This is a genomic window from Thiomicrorhabdus indica (assembly GCF_004293625.1).
Lineage (GTDB): Bacteria > Pseudomonadota > Gammaproteobacteria > Thiomicrospirales > Thiomicrospiraceae > Thiomicrorhabdus > Thiomicrorhabdus indica.
In genome coordinates, this window is sequence record NZ_CP033040.1 from 1,105,710 (window position 1) to 1,122,040 (window position 16,331).

Consider the following 16,331-nt stretch of genomic DNA (forward strand, 5'->3'; position numbering starts at 1 on the left):
CGGAGATAAGGAAATGAGAAAGCCATTTGTTGCTGGAAACTGGAAAATGCACGGTTCTAAGGCATTTGTAACAGAATTGAATCAAGGCCTTAAACAGCAAACAAATTCAATGACAGAGATTGATATTGCAGTTTGTCCACCAGCTTTATATATCTCCCAAACAATTGCTGAGCTTGAAGGCTCAACTGTTAAAGTTGGGGCACAAAATATTGCTGAAGAAGCGTCTCAAGGTGCTTTCACCGGAGAAATTTCAATTGCCATGTTAAAAGACATGCAGTGTGATTATGTTATTTTGGGTCACTCTGAACGTCGAGCAATTTATGGTGAAACTGATGAGCAAATTGCAAACAAAGTCGCTGTAGCGCTTGAAGCTGGTATTACGCCGATTTTTTGTGTTGGTGAAACATTGGAAGAACGTGAGTCCGGTACTATGGAATCAGTTATTGCAACGCAATTAGATGCAGTAATCTCTAAAGTGGGTGTTGAGGAATTTGAAAAAATTGTCATTGCCTATGAGCCTGTTTGGGCAATTGGTACAGGTGTAACTGCCAGCCCTGAGCAAGCACAAGAAGTCCATGCCTTTATTCGTGATAAATTAGCTCGACTAAATCGTGCAGTGGCAGAGAAAGTAATTATTCAATACGGTGGTAGCGTCAAACCAAATAATGCAGCAGAATTGTTTGCCCAAGCGGACATTGATGGTGGTTTAATTGGTGGTGCTTCACTTAATGCAGATGATTTTGCGGCAATTTGTCAAGCCGCTCAAGATGTAGCGAGTGCCTAATGTTTAGCATTGTTTTAACAGTTCATATTATTATTGCGTTCTTATTGATTGTGTTAGTTTTAATGCAACACGGTAAGGGTGCGGATGCAGGTGCCAATTTTGGTGGGGGAAGTTCATCTTCTCAATCGGTATTTGGAAGTGGTGGTTCGGCAACATTCTTGTCTCGAGTCACTGCGGTGCTTGCAACAATTTTCTTTATCACAAGTTTGACACTTGCCTATATCGCCAGCCAACAAGCTAAGGGGTATCAAAGTGTCACGACAGAAACTCAAAAGGTTTCTGAAGAAGCTGAAAAGCAGTCGGAAAACCCGGTTGTTCCAAATTAAAAATTCTTTGCCGATGTGGTGAAATTGGTAGACACGCCATCTTGAGGGGGTGGTGACGCAAGTCGTGGCGGTTCGAGTCCGCCCATCGGCACCAAATTCGTACTGCTGTTTGCTCGTTCAGACAGCAGTTTATTTTTGCTAGATGAGGTCATACAACCAATGCTAGAAAATTATCTACCCGTTCTAGTTTTTATAGTGCTAGGCATTCTTTTTGGCGTAGGACCAATTTTAATTGGTTACTTACTGGGGCCGCAAAAACCTGATTCGGAGAAGAATTCTCCATATGAGTGTGGTTTTGAAGCCTTTGAGGATGCGCGTATGAAGTTCGATGTACGCTTTTACCTAGTTGCAATTTTGTTCATTATTTTTGACTTGGAAATTGCTTTCCTTTTCCCTTGGGCAATCGTTCTGGATGAGGTTGGTACATTTGGCCTCTTGGCAATGGGTGTATTTTTATCATTGCTAGTGATTGGCTTTATTTATGAGTGGAAGAAAGGAGCGCTGGAATGGGAGTAGAAGGCGTTTTGAAAGAGGGGGTTGTAACCACCTCAGCCGATAAGCTAATTAACTGGGCTCGTACAGGTTCATTATGGCCAATGACGTTTGGTCTTGCATGTTGTGCGGTAGAAATGATGCACGCAGGTGCATCTCGATATGATCTAGACCGGTTCGGGATTATATTTCGACCTTCTCCACGTCAATCTGATGTCATGGTTGTAGCCGGAACTCTTGTAAATAAAATGGCTCCTGCTTTACGCAAAGTCTACGATCAAATGGCTGAACCGCGTTGGGTAATCTCTATGGGTTCTTGTGCAAATGGTGGTGGTTATTATCACTATTCTTATTCAGTTGTACGTGGTTGTGATCGTATTGTGCCTGTTGATGTATATGTTCCAGGTTGCCCTCCAACCGCTGAGGCGTTGCTGTATGGAATTGTACAATTACAGAATAAAATTAAACGTACGAATACCATTGCACGTTAACGGGAGTTTGAAGGAATGAAACAGTCTATTTTAGATTTGCAAACTCGTGTAAATGATGTGCTTAAAGCAGAGTTGGTTTCAAGCGAAATTGCGCTGGATGAATTGACAATTGAACTTGCAGCTGAAAATGCATTTGAAGGTTTGATGAAGTGTCGTGATGAGCTTGGTTTTGAGCAGCTGATAGATTTATGTGGTGTTGACTATTTAGATTACGGTAAAGCTAATTGGGAAACCATGAAAGCGGCAAACACTGGTTTTAACCGTGGTGTATTTGATTTTGCAGAAGATGAGCAGCAAGATGAATCTCTGGATATGCCTCGTCGTTTTGCGGCGGTATATCATTTGTTATCAATTGAGCACAATATTCGTTTACGTGTAAAGGTTTTTGCACCGAATACGCAATTACCTGTTATTCCAAGTGTGATTGACGTTTGGTCAGTTGCAAATTGGTTTGAACGTGAGGCATTTGATCTTTATGGGATTCTCTTTGAAGGTCATCCTGATTTGCGTCGTATTTTGACTGATTATGGTTTTGTCGGTCATCCTCTTCGTAAAGACTTTCCCCTAACTGGGCATGTAGAAATGCGTTATGACAATGATAAAGGTCGTGTGGTCTATGAACCTGTGACGATTGAAAATCGTGTAAATGTTCCGCGTGTTATTCGTAAATCTTCGCCAGAAAAAGCTGAGTAAGGGTCTCCAATGTCAGAAATTCGTAACTATACTCTTAACTTCGGTCCACAGCATCCATCTGCGCACGGTGTGTTGCGCTTAGTTTTGGAGCTTGATGGTGAAACGGTTGTCCGCTCTGATCCTCATATCGGCCTTCTTCATCGTGGAACTGAAAAATTAGCAGAATTCAAACCTTATAACCAATCAATTGGTTACATGGATCGTTTAGACTACGTTTCAATGATGTCAAACGAACATGCTTACGTAATGTCAATTGAGAAAATGTTGGGTGTTGAGGTTCCTGAACGTGCACAGTACATCCGAGTCATGTTTGATGAAATCACGCGTATCTTAAATCACTTGATGTGGTTAGGTGCTCATGCACTAGATATTGGAGCTATGACGGTTTTCTTATATGCGTTCCGTGAGCGTGAAGATTTAATGGATTGCTATGAGGCTGTCTCTGGTGCTCGTATGCATGCAACTTATTACCGGCCGGGTGGTGTTTATCGTGATTTGCCTGATACGATGGCAAAATATGAAGAATCAAAATGGACGTCTGGTAAAAAGCTTAATGACTTAAATGAAACTCGGGAAGGTTCACTGCTTGACTTTATTGAAGCCTTTACGGAGCGTTTTCCAGGTTATGTTGATGAGTATGAAACACTTCTAACGGATAATCGTATTTGGAAGCAACGTACGGTTGATATCGGAGTTGTTTCCCCAGAGCGTGCGCTTCAGCTTGGGTTTACAGGCCCAATGCTTAGAGGTTCAGGCATCGCATGGGATTTGCGTAAGAAGCAACCATATGAAGTTTACGACAAAATGGATTTTGATATTCCTGTTGGTAAAACAGGCGACTGCTATGACCGCTATTTAGTGCGTGTTGCAGAAATGCGTGAGTCTAACAAAATCATTAAACAATGCGTTAAATGGCTAAAAGAAAATGATGGGCCAGTCATGAGCAGTGATAATAAAGTTGCTCCGCCTTCTCGTGAAGACGCTAAGTCAAATATGGAAGCGTTGATTCACCACTTTAAACTTTACACTGAAGGTTATACCGTTCCAGCTTCTGAAGCTTATGCAGCAGTCGAACATCCTAAGGGTGAATTTGGTATTTATATGGTGTCGGATGGAGCAAATAAACCATACCGTATGAAAGTACGTGCACCTGGTTTCCCTCACCTTGCTTCGCTTGATGAGATGGTAAAAGGTCACATGATTGCGGATGTTGTATCAATTATTGGTACCCAAGATATTGTATTTGGAGAAATCGATCGATGAGCTCGACAACGGAAAAATTTATCCAGGGTGAAGTAAAAGAACGCATTGATCGCTGGATTGCAGAATATCCAGCAGAGCAGCGTCAATCAGCATGCATGCCAGCTCTACGTATTGTTCAAGAATCAAATGGTGGTCATCTAACCAATGATTTAATGGATCAAGTTGCTGAGTATTTAGAGATGCCGCCTATTGCCGTTTATGAAGTGGCAACTTTCTATGGAAATTACAATCATCAACCAGTTGGCAAGCATCAGATTAATTGGTGCAATTCTATTTCCTGTTATCTTCGTGGTGGAGAAGAACTACGTGAAAAATTAGAAGCCAAGCTTGGTGTTAAGCCAGGTGAGATAACTACGGATGGAAAATTTTCAATCAAGAAAGTTGAATGCCTAGGTGCTTGTGGTGGTGCTCCAATGTGTAAGATTGGTAAGGATTACCATGAAAACTTGGATGAAGACAAATTATTTAAAATCTTAGACGAATTGGAGTAAAGCAATGGTTCATCAAAGTGAAAACTGTTTTCGTCTAAATCAACTAGAACGTTCCTACGACATTGATGTCTATATGGAAAATGGTGGCTACGAAGTTTGGAAAAAAGTTGTTTCAGGCGAATTAACACCTCCGGAAATTATTGAAGAAGTTAAAGCGTCTAACATTCGTGGCCGAGGTGGAGCAGGGTTCCCAACTGGTCTCAAGTGGAGCTTCATGAATCGCGAGGCACCAGGTCAAAAATATATCGTCTGTAATTCGGATGAAGGGGAACCAGGTACCTTTAAAGACCGTGATATTCATCGTTATAACCCTCATGCTTTAGTTGAAGGTATGATGATTGCTGGTTATGTAATCGGTGCTTCACAGGGCTATAACTATATACGTGGCGAGTTTTGGGAACCATATCAGATTTTTAAAAACGCGATTAATCAAGCTCGTGAGGCTGGGTTACTTGGAAAAGATATTTTAGGTTCTGGCTGGGATTTTGATTTGCATGTGCACTTAGGTGCTGGTGCCTATATCTGTGGTGAAGAGACGGCTTTATTAGAGTCGATTGAAGGTAAGAAAGGTCAACCTCGTTTTAAACCACCGTTCCCTGCTAGTTATGGTCTTTATGGTCGTCCAACAACGATTAATAACACTGAAACACTTGCGTCAATTCCAATGATTTTGTCTAAAGGTGGTAAATGGTTTAACGATCTTGGTGTGAAAAATGCCGGTGGTACTAAGCTTTATTCAGTTTCTGGCCACGTTAATAATCCGGGTAACTTTGAAGTTCGGATGGGAACACCATTTAAAGAATTGTTAAAGCTAGCCGGTGGTATCTGGAAGGGACGTGAATTGAAATGCGTTATTCCGGGTGGTGCTTCAACAGCGATTATTCCTGCTGATAAAGCGCTTGAAATGAACATGGATTATGACTCTATTGCGAATGCCGGTTCATTTTTAGGAGCTGGATCAATGATTGTGATGGATGACCAAACGGATATTGTTAAAGTTTGCCAAAATTTGTCGCATTTCTATTGGGATGAGTCTTGTGGTCAATGTACTCCTTGTAGAGAAGGTACAGGTTGGCTGATGCGAGTTTTAAACCGAATAGTAGAAGGCAAAGGGCGTCCTGAAGACATTGCCGCATTAAAAGATGTTTCTGGCAAAATCATGGGGAATGTAATTTGTGGTTTGGGTGATGCTGCGACAATTGCATTAACAAGTGCGGTTGATCAGTATGAACACGAATTTCAGCATTATATAGAACACGGATGCAGTATATACGATCGCGTATAAACGTGATCGGAACCGATAAAGCGCAATTTTTATTGCGCTTTTTCGTGCTTATCGGGGTGAAATTTTAGAACTATTTTTACCCTAACCAAATTTAATTTAGGTTGAAGAACTATGGTAAAAGTTGAAATAAACGGACAAGTTATTGAGGCCCATGAAGGTGACATGCTGATCGATGTTGCTGATGGGGCACAGATTCCGATTCCCCGTTTTTGTTACCACAAAAAACTATCGATTGCCGCTAACTGTCGTATGTGTTTAGTAGAAGTAGAAGGTGCTTGGAAGCCTCTTCCTGCTTGTGCAACGCCTGTGACAGACGGCATGAAGGTGCACACGAAATCGCCAAAAGCGATTGCATCTCAGAAATCTGTGATGGAATTTTTATTGATTAACCACCCACTAGATTGCCCAATCTGCGATCAAGGTGGCGAGTGCGAGTTACAAGATGTTGCTATGGATTATGGTGATGATGTTTCTCGTTATGTTGAAGCGAAACGTGTCGTTGGTGATAAAAACGCAGGTCCGTTGATCAGCACTGATATGACTCGTTGTATCCACTGTACTCGTTGTGTTCGTTTTGGTCAGGAAGTGGCTGGAATGATGGAGTTGGGTGCGACAGGTCGTTCAGAATGGATGGAAATTGGCACTTATGTTGAGAAATCAATTACTTCTGAAATGTCAGGAAATATGATTGATTTATGTCCTGTTGGTGCTTTGACTTCTAAGCCGTTCCGCTATAAAGCTCGTCCATGGGAACTTAAAGCACACAATTCTGTAGCAGCTCATGACTCTATTGGATCAAACATTATCGTCCATACAAAAGATGATCGAGTAATGCGTGTTGTGCCTGCTGAAAACGAATCAATTAATGAGGTATGGTTATCTGACCGTGATCGTTTTTCTTACGAAGCGATTGAGTCAGAAGATCGATTAACTCAGCCAATGGTTAAAGAAAATGGTCAATGGAAAGTTGTTGACTGGGAAACAGCACTTCAAGTTGCCGTTGAAGGTATTCAAAATCTTAACGATTACAGTAATATTGGTGTTTTGGCTTCAGCGAATTCAACACTTGAAGAATTGCAGTTATTGCAAAAGCTAGCTCGTGGTTTAGGAATCAAAAATATTGACTTCCGTACTCGTCAGCAGGATTTTTCATTGGATGCTAAAGGCTTCCATACGCCTTCACTTGCTCATTCTATTGAAGCAACGGACAAATTAGATGCCGCCTTGCTAGTTGGTACATATTTGCGTAAAGAATTGCCGATTTTAAATACGCGTTTACGTAAAGCAGTCACTGTGAAAAATGCAAAAGTATTTACAGTTAACCCTGAAAACTTTTCATTCAACTATCAAACGACAGGTTTTTATGAATCTGGTTTGGTTGCAGAATTAGCTGGAATCGCGAAAGCGGCTGCGGAATTAAAAGGGGAATCAGAAGAACTGACATCCTCTGCTAATATGGCAGATGGGCATAAGCAAGCAGCTCAAATTTTAATGGATGCGAATGATGCTTCTATTATGGTTGGACAGGTTTCGCAGTTGCATCCTGACTATTCAGTGATTCTTAAGTTAGCAAATAGCATCGCGAATAATACCGGTGCTAAATTAAGTGTTCTTCCCATTCAAGCAAATGAAGTTGGGGCTCATCTAGTGAATTTCTTACCGGCCGGTGGTAAAAATGCACAAAAGATGCTTGATGGTATGAGTGCTTTTATTAACCTCGGTCTAGAACCTGAAAAAGACTTTGTTGATGGAAGTAAGGCTTTGAATGCAATGCAGAGTGCTGGATTCGTTGTGAATTTAACGGCCTTCGATAGCGAATATCAACGTGAATACGCTGATGTAATGCTACCGATTGCCACTTTTGCCGAAACTGCAGGGACATTTGTTAATGCTAACGGTTTAAAGCAATCGTTCAAAATGGCGGCTGAACCAAAAGGTGATGCGAAAGCTGCTTGGAAAATATTGCGTGTCATGGGCAATATGTTCAATCTTTCTGGTTTTGATCACACGCATACCAATGAAGTTTTACGAGAAGTTCTCGATAATAAGCATTCACAAATTGCATTTGCAACTTTTGATTGCAGTTTACCTTCATCTAATAACGACACTCAGTGTCAGTTGGTATCTCCATATCAAATGGATGCCTTGGTTCGCCGAAGCCCATCCTTACAAGCAACACCAGATGCAGATACCGCAACGATGGGTCGTGTTGGTCTAGATACAGCAAAAGGGGATAATTAATGTTTGATGCAATTCAAGCCTTTTTAGCTGGCTTCTTATTTGATTGGCTAGCGACACTTATTACCCTTGTGCTTCAAGCGGTGGCCGTCATTCTGCCAATTATGCTGGTAGTTGCATGGTTGACCTATGCAGAGCGTAAAGTGATTGGTTTTATGCAAGTGCGCATGGGACCTAACCGTGTTGGTCCAATTGGGCTTCTGCAACCAATTGCTGATGCGTTAAAGTTAATGACCAAAGAGGTTATTTTTCCGGCTCAGTCCAACAAATACCTATTTATCATTGCACCCATTCTAGCAATTGCACCTGCAGTGGCTGCCTATGCAGTTATTCCATTCTCCGAAGGGGTGGTGGTCACCGACATTAATGCCGGTGTGCTTTATGTCCTAGCAGTCTCGTCGATTCTCGTGTATGGAACAATTGTCGCAGGTTGGGCATCCAACTCTAAGTATGCATTCTTGGGTGCATTGCGTGGTTCAGCTCAAAAGATTTCGTATGAAATAGCGATGGGTTTCGCGTTGGTAACCGTTTTAATGATTGCCGGTTCGATGAACTTGACTGAAATTGTTCAAGGTCAGCAAGGTGGCGTATGGAATTGGTATTTATTGCCATTATTACCAATGTTTTTTGTTTACTTCATTTCTGGCCTTGCTGAAACCAACCGTACACCGTTTGACGTGATTGAAGGTGAGGCAGAAATCGTTGCTGGGTTCCATGTTGATTATTCTGGAATGACATTTGGTGTTTTCATGTTGGCAGAATACGCCATGATGATTCTGATTTCATTTATGACTTCAATCATGTTCCTAGGTGGCTGGCTGTCACCGTTTGAAGGTATTCCAGGTCTTGAGGCAATGTTCTCATGGGTTCCGCAACTAGCGTGGTTGTCAATTAAGGTTGCTTTCCTACTGTTTGTATTCTTGTGGTTACGTGCGACTTATCCACGTTACCGTTATGACCAACTAATGCGTTTGGGTTGGAAAGTGTTAATTCCATTAACCATTGTTTGGGTATTTGTTGTTGGTGCAATGAAATACTTCAGCTTTGGCCCTTGGTTTAACTAATAGAGGCAGACATGAGTAATTTAAATCATCTAATTAAAACTTGGGGTCTAACCGAACTGATTAAAGGTTCAATGGTTACTTTGAAGTATTTATTCAAGCGTAAGATTACCGTTCGTTACCCTGAAGAGAAAACCCCTTTGTCGCCACGTTTTCGTGGGCATCATGCATTGCGCCGTTATGAAAACGGTGAAGAGCGTTGTATTGCTTGTAAGTTGTGTGAAGCGGTCTGTCCAGCAAATGCGATTACGATTGAATCAGAAGAGCGTGAAGACGGTACCCGTCGTACCACGCAATATGACATTGATATGTTTAAGTGTATCTACTGCGGTTTCTGCGAAGAAGCTTGCCCAGTTGATGCGATTGTTGAAACCCGTGTGTTTGAATATGAGTTCCACGAAAGAGGGCCTCATATCCGTACCAAAGAAGATCTTTTAGCCTTTGGTGACAAGCATGAAACGCAAATTGCTGCGGATCGTGCGGCAGACGCGAAATACCGTTAATCTCGAGAGACGTTGCTATGAGCTTTGAACAATTTGTATTTTATTTGTTAGCAGCAATCGCCACGATCTCTGGATTGATGATGATTACTGTTAAAAACCCGGTAAAGGCTGCACTTTGGTTAGTGTTAGCTTTTATTTCTACGGCCGGTCTTTGGATTATGGCGCAAGCTGAATTCTTAGGACTGGTACTGATTCTTGTTTACGTCGGTGCTGTGATGGTTCTTTTCCTGTTCGTCGTTATGATGCTTGACATCAACATGGCGATTTTAAAAGAAGGATTTACGCGCTATTTACCAATTGGTGCTTTGGCAGCTGTTGCGATTTTTGCCTTGATGTACATGGTGATTGGTCCAGATCATTTTGGCTTAGATAAGGTGGCAGCTCCTGCACCAAAACCTGCAGACTTCAGTAACACTGAAGCCATTGCTGTTCCACTTTATACGGAGCATGCATATGCTTTTATTTTGGCTGCTGTTCTATTGTTGGTTGGGATTGTTGCAGCAATAGCGCTAACTTTACGTCGACGTCCGACCGGCACCGTGTTGTACCAAGACATTGATAAACAAAACCGTACGTTGGCGAAAGACCGCTTCGAGATGGTGAAAATGGATGCAGTGGTTGAAAAGCCAGTGGTTCAAAACGAGGAGGAAGATAAAAAATGATTGCGCTTTCTGACTATCTTTTATTTGGCGCAGTGCTGTTTATGATCAGCATGGCCGGTATCTTCCTAAACCGTAAAAACGTTATTGTTCTATTGATGTCAATTGAGCTGTTGCTGTTAGCGGTGAATACTAACTTAGTGGCGTTTTCACATTATCTAAATGATGTGACTGGGCAGATTTTCGTATTTTTTATTTTGACGGTTGCTGCAGCGGAAGCGGCAATTGGTTTAGCGATTATCGTATTGGTATTCCGAAATCGTAAGAGCATCAATGTTGATGATCTTGGTTCACTGAAGGGGTAAGACTGAATGTTACATGAAATTTTAACAGTCCTTCTGCTTGCACCTTTAGTGGGTGCGATGATTGCAGGTCTGTTCGGTCGTCAAGTCGGCCGAGCAGGGGCTCATTATTCGACAATTGCAGGGGTGGCGATTTCCACTCTAGCCGCTATTTATGTATTTTGGTTGTTCGTTTTCCAGGGGCACGCAGAATACAATGCATCGCTATATACCTGGATGGTGGTTGACGGCGTGAAGTTTGAAATCGGCTTTATGATTGACAAATTGTCTGCCACGATGATGTTGGTAGTAACGTTCGTCTCTTTGATGGTCCATATCTATACCATTGGTTATATGGATCATGACGAAGATTACGCCCATGATGACCCGTATTATCAACGTTTCTTTTCATATATCTCTTTGTTTACCTTTTCAATGCTTTCATTGGTTATGGCAAACAACTTCCTACAACTGTTCTTTGGTTGGGAAGCGGTAGGACTAGTTTCTTACCTTTTGATCGGTTTTTACATGAAGCGTGAGTCGGCGATTCAAGCAAACTTAAAAGCGTTTTTAGTGAATCGTGTGGGTGATTTTGGTTTCATTTTGGGTATTGCAGTCGTTTATGTGTATTTCAATACCATGGACTACAAAGAGTTCTTTAACCAGCTTGCAACCCAAAAAGACGTGATGATTGAAATCATTCCTGGTGTGGAATGGTCAATGATCACCCTGATGTTGATCTTACTATTCGTTGGTGCTATGGGTAAATCGGCTCAGATGCCACTTCACGTTTGGCTACCAGAGTCAATGGAAGGTCCGACGCCAATTTCAGCGTTGATCCATGCGGCAACGATGGTAACCGCCGGTATATTTATGGTAGCTCGACTTTCACCAGCTTATGAATTATCTGAAGTTGCACTTTCGGTTGTATTGATTATTGGGGCGCTTACCGCATTCATGATGGGGCTTTTGGGGCTTATCCAGCAAGATATCAAACGTGTAGTTGCATACTCAACGCTTTCTCAGTTAGGTTATATGACTGCAGCGTTAGGTGCATCTGCTTATGCAGGTGCGATGTTCCATGTATTAACTCACGCATTCTTTAAAGCTTTGTTGTTCCTTGCTGCAGGTTCAGTCATTATTGCAATGCACCATATTCAAGACATTCGACAAATGGGTGGTTTGAAGAAATATATGCCGGTAACTTACTGGGCGATGTTGATAGGTTCTTTGGCCTTGATTGGTTTCCCTGGCTTCTCAGGATTCTTCTCAAAAGACTCAATTTTATTGAGTTTGGGCTATTCAGATCGCTTCGGTGCTGACTTTGCTTATGTGTTATTGCTAGCGGGGGTCTTTATCACTGCGTTCTACAGCTTCCGTATGTTCTTTATTGTATTCCACGGAGAAGAGTCAGAATATGTTCGTACGCACAAAATTAAAGAGTCGCCACTAGTTGTGACGATTCCTCTAATTTTGTTGGCGATTCCTGCTGTATTGATGGGAATTCCAATGTTCGAGCCTATGCTGAATGGTCAGTACTTCGCTGAAGCTATTCAGATTAAGCCTGAAAACGACACAATGATGATGGTCTATACTCAGTATTTTGAAGGTACCTTTAATCTGATCTGGACATCGTTTGCTTCTCTACCAGTTATCTTAGCACTGTCAGGTGTAGCACTGGCTTGGTTCATGTATATCAAAAAACCTGATATGCCTGCAAAGCTTCAAAAGATGTGCCCACGAGGTTACTACATGCTAGATAACGCTTATGGCTTTGATCGCTTGAATGAGATTGTATTTGTGAATGGAACGCGCAAGTTAGGTGCTTTCCTCACTAAATGGGTGGACGTTAAGTTGATTGATACTGGTATGGTGACTAATGCCTTTATGGCGGTAGCGCATTCTGCACAGGGATTGCGTCGTACGCAAACTGGTTTCATGTATCACTATGCATTTGTCATGATCTTCGGCCTACTAGGCATGCTGATCTGGGTCTTGTGGTAATTAGAAGAATAATAAGAAAAGGAAATAGAGTTTATGCTTGATAGCTATATTCTTAGCACGCTGATTTGGCTACCTATTATCGGTGGTTTGATCGTGTTGTTTGCTGGGCGTAACAATGACACTGTTGCAAAATGGTTGTCCTTGTTCGTTGCGGTGCTGACATTTATTCTTTCAATTCCACTAGTGACTGGATTTGATTACAACACAGCACAAATGCAATTTGTAGAACGTGTTCAATGGGTGCCAATGTTCAATGTTGAATACTTCCTCGGGGTAGATGGTTTATCTATGCCGTTAGTATTGTTGACCACTTTTACCCAAGTTTTAGTAATCGCTTCGGCTTGGGAGTGCATTAAGGAACGTGTTGAACAGTATCTAGGAGCCTTCCTTATTATGGGCGGGATTATGGTTGGTGTTTTCACAGCATTAGACTCAATCTTGTTCTATATCTTCTGGGAAGCGTTGTTGATTCCGATGTTTATCGTCATCGGTAAATGGGGTGGACCACGTCGTGTTTATGCGACCATGAAGTTCTTCCTATATACCTTCTTTGGTTCGGTATTCATGCTGGTGTCATTCCTGTATATGTACTGGCAGATTGGCAGTTTCTCGATTTTGGATTTCCATGAAATGCCTCTAGGCATGACTGCGCAAATCCTAATCTTCTTAGCGTTCTTGATTGCTTTTGCCGTAAAAATTCCAATGTTCCCTGTGCACACTTGGCTTCCGGACGCTCACGTTGAGGCTCCGACAGCAGGTTCGGTTGTGCTAGCAGCCATCATGTTGAAAATGGGGGGGTATGGATTCGTCCGTTTCTCACTACCGATTACACCGGATGCCTCAATGCAGCTTGATTGGTTAGTTATTGCCCTATCACTGATTGCGATTGTTTATATTGGTGTCGTGGCATTGGTTCAGTCAGATATGAAAAAGCTGGTTGCTTATTCATCGATTTCACACATGGGCTTCGTAACACTTGGTATGTTCTTGGTGTATGACATTATGCAGAACCACGGAACTATGGAGGGTGCGACCATGGGTATGGAAGGTGCGATGGTACAAATGATCTCGCATGGTTTCATCTCAGGAGCGATGTTCCTTGCGATTGGTGTTTTATATGATCGTATGCATACTCGTGACATTACTGCTTATGGTGGTGTGGTTAATAAGATGCCATGGTTTGTCATGTTTGCTGTTCTATTTGCAATGGCCAACTCGGGTCTTCCAGGAACTTCAGGTTTCGTCGGTGAGTTCATGGTAATCATTGCCTCGTTTAAAGCGAATATCTGGTATGGAACGCTTGCAGCACTTACGCTAATTATTGGTGCGGCTTATACCTTATGGATGGTGAAACGTGTCTTCTTCGGTGCAGTGACCAACGAAAATGTTGAAAAACTGCAAGATTTGAATTCACGCGAATTTGCGATTATGGCAACACTTGCGATTGCAGTGATTGCATTAGGTGTGTACCCAGGTCCATTAATGGAAGTGATGCATACCTCTGTTGAAAACTTATTGGTGCAAGCCACCACGTCAAAACTTTAATAGGATGGGTGAGTTAATAGTATGAATTTTGAAATTCCAGCATTTGCTCCTGCAGTCCCAGAAATGGTGCTTCTGGCGTTAGCATCGTTTATTCTGGTTGCAGATACCTTTTGGTCAAAGCGTTATCAATTCGCCACCTATTATGCAACCCAAGCATCACTGCTTGTGGTTGGCTACTTAGTGATCAGCTCATTCAGCGTTGAAACGATTTACACCTTTAATGACAGCTTTGTTCGCGATGCATTTGCGGATGTCATGAAGCTATTCACTGTATTGGTTTCAATTGGTGTGTTCTTCTTTTCACGTGAATATTTGCTACAGCATAAGTTCTATAGTGGTGAATTCTTTGTTCTAGGGCTGTTCGGTGTACTAGGTATGTTTGTCATGATTTCGGCAAACAACTTCATCACTATGTATCTAGGTTTGGAAATCATGTCATTGGCGATGTATGCCATGATTGCACTGCGTAAATACGATGGCCAAGCGGTTGAAGCCGGTATGAAATATTTTGTACTGGGTGCGCTTGCAACGGGTATGTTGTTGTATGGTTTCTCAATGATTTATGGTGCAACTGGTACGATTACCTTCACTGAAATGAAACAAGTGATTGCTTCCGGTTCTGCAGATGGAATCGTTTTAGCGTTTGGTGTGGTATTTGTCGTGATTGGTCTGGCATTCAAACTGGGTGCGGTTCCATTCCACATGTGGATGCCTGATGTTTATCACGGTTCGCCTTCTGCGGTAACGCTGTATCTTGCAACCGCACCTAAGATTGCCGGATTTGCGATGGTTTACCGTCTATTATTCGAAGGAATGCCGGGACTTGTTGATGATTGGCAGCAATTGATTATTATGCTGGCGATCTTGTCTCTAGCGGTGGGTGCGATTGTTGCGATTGCGCAAGACAACCTAAAACGTATGTTGGCTTACTCGGGTATCGGTCATATTGGTTTCTTGTTGTTAGGTGTTTTAGCGGCTACAGCGGATGGTTTCTCAGCCTCAATGTTCTATGTCATTATTTATGCTATTACTGGTGTGGCTGGTTTTGGAATGATTGTTGCGCTGTCAAAAACAGGTAATGAGTTTGACCGTGTTGCGGACTTTAAAGGTTTAAATGCGAAAAATCCATGGTTGGCGTTGATGATGTTAATCATCATGTTTTCTATGGCTGGTATTCCTCCATTCATCGGTTTTTGGGCGAAAATTTTAGTCATTGAAGAGGTAGTTAAAGCAGGCTTTACTTGGATTGCTGTGATTGCAGTCATAACGGCTGTTATCTCTGCCTTCTATTATCTACGTGTCGTTAAGGCCATGTACTTCGATAAGTCGGAATACAAAGAGGCGATTGAAATTTCAAGCCCAGTGGTGCATTGGGGGTTGAGTTTGGTTGCGATTTCACTGTTAGTTTTAGGTTTGATGCCAGCGGGTTTAATTGACTTGGCTTACAACAGTATTTCGTAATGCTGACCTTTTGTTTACCGGCCGGTAACATTCCACCGGCCGGTAAAAAATGAGGTATTATAAAGCCCGCACAAAAAATCGATGTGCGGGCTTTTTTATGAATTAAAGATATAGCAAGGACACGAGGGTTGATTATGGATCAAAACAGCGCTGTATGGTTATTGTTAGTAACCGCACTCGTTTTAGCAAATTTACCTTTTATTATGGTAAATCGTCTGTTTTTGATGATTAAAGTTGAAAGTAAATCCTTTATCGTCAATATGATTGAATTTCTGACGTACTTTGGAATAACGGGAATTTTTGCCTATCTTCTTGAAAAAAAGGTGATGGGGCATGTTGCACCGCAAGGCTGGGAGTTTTACACCATTGTGTTCTTCATGTTTATGATTTTCGCTTTTCCTGGTTTTATTTATCGTTACAACCTTAGAAACTATCTTCATAAAGCTTAATTTGACTTAAGCTTAGCCTATTACATACTTTACCGGCCGGTACAGGTTATTAAGGAACCTCTGATTAAATCAAATTGAAATTCTGCGAGACTTCTACCCCGATTGTTTTAGGCGTGGCACGCCGGCCATAGTCACTCTAAGGCCAAGGGACACAACAACAAAGAATCGGGGTAGAAGCCTCGCCCATAGTCACTCTAAGGCCAAGGGACACAACAACAAAGAATCGGGGTAGAAGCCTCGCCCATAGGGGCTTAGCCAAATTTTTCATCTCTGCGTTGCGAAGTCTTGCAAGGTCTAGACATTCC

At 42.0% G+C, this 16,331-nt stretch carries 17 protein-coding genes and 1 tRNA gene; all 18 read left to right on the plus strand.

Features of this window, described 5'->3' with window-relative positions:
- Positions 1–13 precede the first annotated feature (13 nt).
- The 18 genes from tpiA to D9T12_RS04740 all read left to right on the plus strand — a co-directional run bounded on the left by tpiA (position 14) and on the right by D9T12_RS04740 (position 16,026).
- On the plus strand, positions 14–784 hold the full coding sequence (tpiA, locus tag D9T12_RS04655; RefSeq protein WP_130537085.1) for a triose-phosphate isomerase: 771 nt from the start codon (positions 14–16) through the stop codon (positions 782–784).
- Positions 784–1,110 (plus strand): preprotein translocase subunit SecG, encoded by a 327-nt coding sequence (secG, locus tag D9T12_RS04660; RefSeq protein WP_130537086.1) that lies wholly within the window; start codon positions 784–786, stop codon positions 1,108–1,110. Before tpiA ends, secG begins: the two co-directional genes overlap by 1 nt.
- Before the next feature lie 9 nt (positions 1,111–1,119).
- Positions 1,120–1,204: transfer RNA gene (locus D9T12_RS04665), tRNA-Leu, on the plus strand.
- Between the two features lie 65 nt (positions 1,205–1,269).
- A complete protein-coding gene (locus D9T12_RS04670; protein WP_130537087.1) occupies positions 1,270–1,626 on the plus strand; it encodes an NADH-quinone oxidoreductase subunit A in 357 nt (118 codons plus the stop codon).
- Positions 1,617–2,093 carry a NuoB/complex I 20 kDa subunit family protein gene (locus tag D9T12_RS04675; RefSeq protein ID WP_029407874.1) on the plus strand — a complete coding sequence of 159 codons (477 nt, stop codon included), beginning with the start codon at positions 1,617–1,619 and terminating at the stop codon, positions 2,091–2,093. The genes D9T12_RS04670 and D9T12_RS04675 overlap by 10 nt, the downstream gene beginning before the upstream one ends.
- A gap of 15 nt (positions 2,094–2,108) precedes the next feature.
- Positions 2,109–2,786, plus strand: a complete 678-nt coding sequence (locus tag D9T12_RS04680; RefSeq protein ID WP_130537088.1) for an NADH-quinone oxidoreductase subunit C — start codon at positions 2,109–2,111, stop codon at positions 2,784–2,786.
- Between the two features lie 9 nt (positions 2,787–2,795).
- Positions 2,796–4,049: an NADH-quinone oxidoreductase subunit D gene (locus tag D9T12_RS04685; protein ID WP_130537089.1), complete on the plus strand. Its 1,254-nt coding sequence runs from the start codon at positions 2,796–2,798 to the stop codon at positions 4,047–4,049.
- On the plus strand, positions 4,046–4,540 hold the full coding sequence (nuoE, locus tag D9T12_RS04690; RefSeq protein ID WP_130537090.1) for an NADH-quinone oxidoreductase subunit NuoE: 495 nt from the start codon (positions 4,046–4,048) through the stop codon (positions 4,538–4,540). Before D9T12_RS04685 ends, nuoE begins: the two co-directional genes overlap by 4 nt.
- A gap of 4 nt (positions 4,541–4,544) precedes the next feature.
- Positions 4,545–5,825, plus strand: coding sequence for an NADH-quinone oxidoreductase subunit NuoF (nuoF, locus tag D9T12_RS04695; RefSeq protein WP_130537091.1), 1,281 nt, complete (start codon positions 4,545–4,547; stop codon positions 5,823–5,825).
- A 111-nt stretch (positions 5,826–5,936) separates the two neighbouring features.
- Positions 5,937–8,066 carry an NADH-quinone oxidoreductase subunit NuoG gene (nuoG, locus tag D9T12_RS04700; RefSeq protein ID WP_130537092.1) on the plus strand — a complete coding sequence of 710 codons (2,130 nt, stop codon included), beginning with the start codon at positions 5,937–5,939 and terminating at the stop codon, positions 8,064–8,066.
- Complete coding sequence (nuoH, locus tag D9T12_RS04705; RefSeq protein WP_130537093.1) at positions 8,066–9,127, plus strand: NADH-quinone oxidoreductase subunit NuoH; 1,062 nt, start codon at positions 8,066–8,068, stop codon at positions 9,125–9,127. The genes nuoG and nuoH overlap by 1 nt, the downstream gene beginning before the upstream one ends.
- An 11-nt stretch (positions 9,128–9,138) precedes the next feature.
- Positions 9,139–9,627 carry an NADH-quinone oxidoreductase subunit NuoI gene (nuoI, locus tag D9T12_RS04710; RefSeq protein ID WP_130537094.1) on the plus strand — a complete coding sequence of 163 codons (489 nt, stop codon included), beginning with the start codon at positions 9,139–9,141 and terminating at the stop codon, positions 9,625–9,627.
- A gap of 17 nt (positions 9,628–9,644) precedes the next feature.
- The gene (locus tag D9T12_RS04715; protein WP_130537095.1) at positions 9,645–10,289 is read left to right on the plus strand and encodes an NADH-quinone oxidoreductase subunit J; all 645 of its coding nucleotides are present in this window, start codon (positions 9,645–9,647) and stop codon (positions 10,287–10,289) included.
- Positions 10,286–10,591: an NADH-quinone oxidoreductase subunit NuoK gene (gene nuoK, locus D9T12_RS04720; RefSeq protein WP_130537096.1), complete on the plus strand. Its 306-nt coding sequence runs from the start codon at positions 10,286–10,288 to the stop codon at positions 10,589–10,591. Before D9T12_RS04715 ends, nuoK begins: the two co-directional genes overlap by 4 nt.
- Positions 10,592–10,597: 6 nt before the next feature.
- Positions 10,598–12,571 (plus strand): NADH-quinone oxidoreductase subunit L, encoded by a 1,974-nt coding sequence (gene nuoL, locus D9T12_RS04725; protein ID WP_130537097.1) that lies wholly within the window; start codon positions 10,598–10,600, stop codon positions 12,569–12,571.
- A gap of 33 nt (positions 12,572–12,604) precedes the next feature.
- Positions 12,605–14,116 carry an NADH-quinone oxidoreductase subunit M gene (locus tag D9T12_RS04730; protein ID WP_130537098.1) on the plus strand — a complete coding sequence of 504 codons (1,512 nt, stop codon included), beginning with the start codon at positions 12,605–12,607 and terminating at the stop codon, positions 14,114–14,116.
- Between the two features lie 21 nt (positions 14,117–14,137).
- Positions 14,138–15,577: an NADH-quinone oxidoreductase subunit NuoN gene (gene nuoN, locus D9T12_RS04735; protein WP_130537099.1), complete on the plus strand. Its 1,440-nt coding sequence runs from the start codon at positions 14,138–14,140 to the stop codon at positions 15,575–15,577.
- Between the two features lie 134 nt (positions 15,578–15,711).
- Entirely contained in the window at positions 15,712–16,026 is a 315-nt protein-coding gene (locus D9T12_RS04740) for a DUF2818 family protein (protein WP_130537100.1), read from the plus strand.
- Positions 16,027–16,331: the final 305 nt, after the last annotated feature.

Excerpts from the sequence above, each read along its gene's own strand:
- tpiA (WP_130537085.1), top strand. The coding sequence starts at position 14 with ATGAGAAAGCCATTTGTTGCTGGAAACTGGAAAATGCACGGTTCTAAG.
- secG (WP_130537086.1), top strand. The coding sequence starts at position 784 with ATGTTTAGCATTGTTTTAACAGTTCATATTATTATTGCGTTCTTATTG.
- D9T12_RS04670 (WP_130537087.1), top strand. The coding sequence starts at position 1,270 with ATGCTAGAAAATTATCTACCCGTTCTAGTTTTTATAGTGCTAGGCATT.
- D9T12_RS04675 (WP_029407874.1), top strand. The coding sequence starts at position 1,617 with ATGGGAGTAGAAGGCGTTTTGAAAGAGGGGGTTGTAACCACCTCAGCC.
- D9T12_RS04680 (WP_130537088.1), top strand. The coding sequence starts at position 2,109 with ATGAAACAGTCTATTTTAGATTTGCAAACTCGTGTAAATGATGTGCTT.
- D9T12_RS04685 (WP_130537089.1), top strand. The coding sequence starts at position 2,796 with ATGTCAGAAATTCGTAACTATACTCTTAACTTCGGTCCACAGCATCCA.
- nuoE (WP_130537090.1), top strand. The coding sequence starts at position 4,046 with ATGAGCTCGACAACGGAAAAATTTATCCAGGGTGAAGTAAAAGAACGC.
- nuoF (WP_130537091.1), top strand. The coding sequence starts at position 4,545 with ATGGTTCATCAAAGTGAAAACTGTTTTCGTCTAAATCAACTAGAACGT.
- nuoG (WP_130537092.1), top strand. The coding sequence starts at position 5,937 with ATGGTAAAAGTTGAAATAAACGGACAAGTTATTGAGGCCCATGAAGGT.
- nuoH (WP_130537093.1), top strand. The coding sequence starts at position 8,066 with ATGTTTGATGCAATTCAAGCCTTTTTAGCTGGCTTCTTATTTGATTGG.
- nuoI (WP_130537094.1), top strand. The coding sequence starts at position 9,139 with ATGAGTAATTTAAATCATCTAATTAAAACTTGGGGTCTAACCGAACTG.
- D9T12_RS04715 (WP_130537095.1), top strand. The coding sequence starts at position 9,645 with ATGAGCTTTGAACAATTTGTATTTTATTTGTTAGCAGCAATCGCCACG.
- nuoK (WP_130537096.1), top strand. The coding sequence starts at position 10,286 with ATGATTGCGCTTTCTGACTATCTTTTATTTGGCGCAGTGCTGTTTATG.
- nuoL (WP_130537097.1), top strand. The coding sequence starts at position 10,598 with ATGTTACATGAAATTTTAACAGTCCTTCTGCTTGCACCTTTAGTGGGT.
- D9T12_RS04730 (WP_130537098.1), top strand. The coding sequence starts at position 12,605 with ATGCTTGATAGCTATATTCTTAGCACGCTGATTTGGCTACCTATTATC.
- nuoN (WP_130537099.1), top strand. The coding sequence starts at position 14,138 with ATGAATTTTGAAATTCCAGCATTTGCTCCTGCAGTCCCAGAAATGGTG.
- D9T12_RS04740 (WP_130537100.1), top strand. The coding sequence starts at position 15,712 with ATGGATCAAAACAGCGCTGTATGGTTATTGTTAGTAACCGCACTCGTT.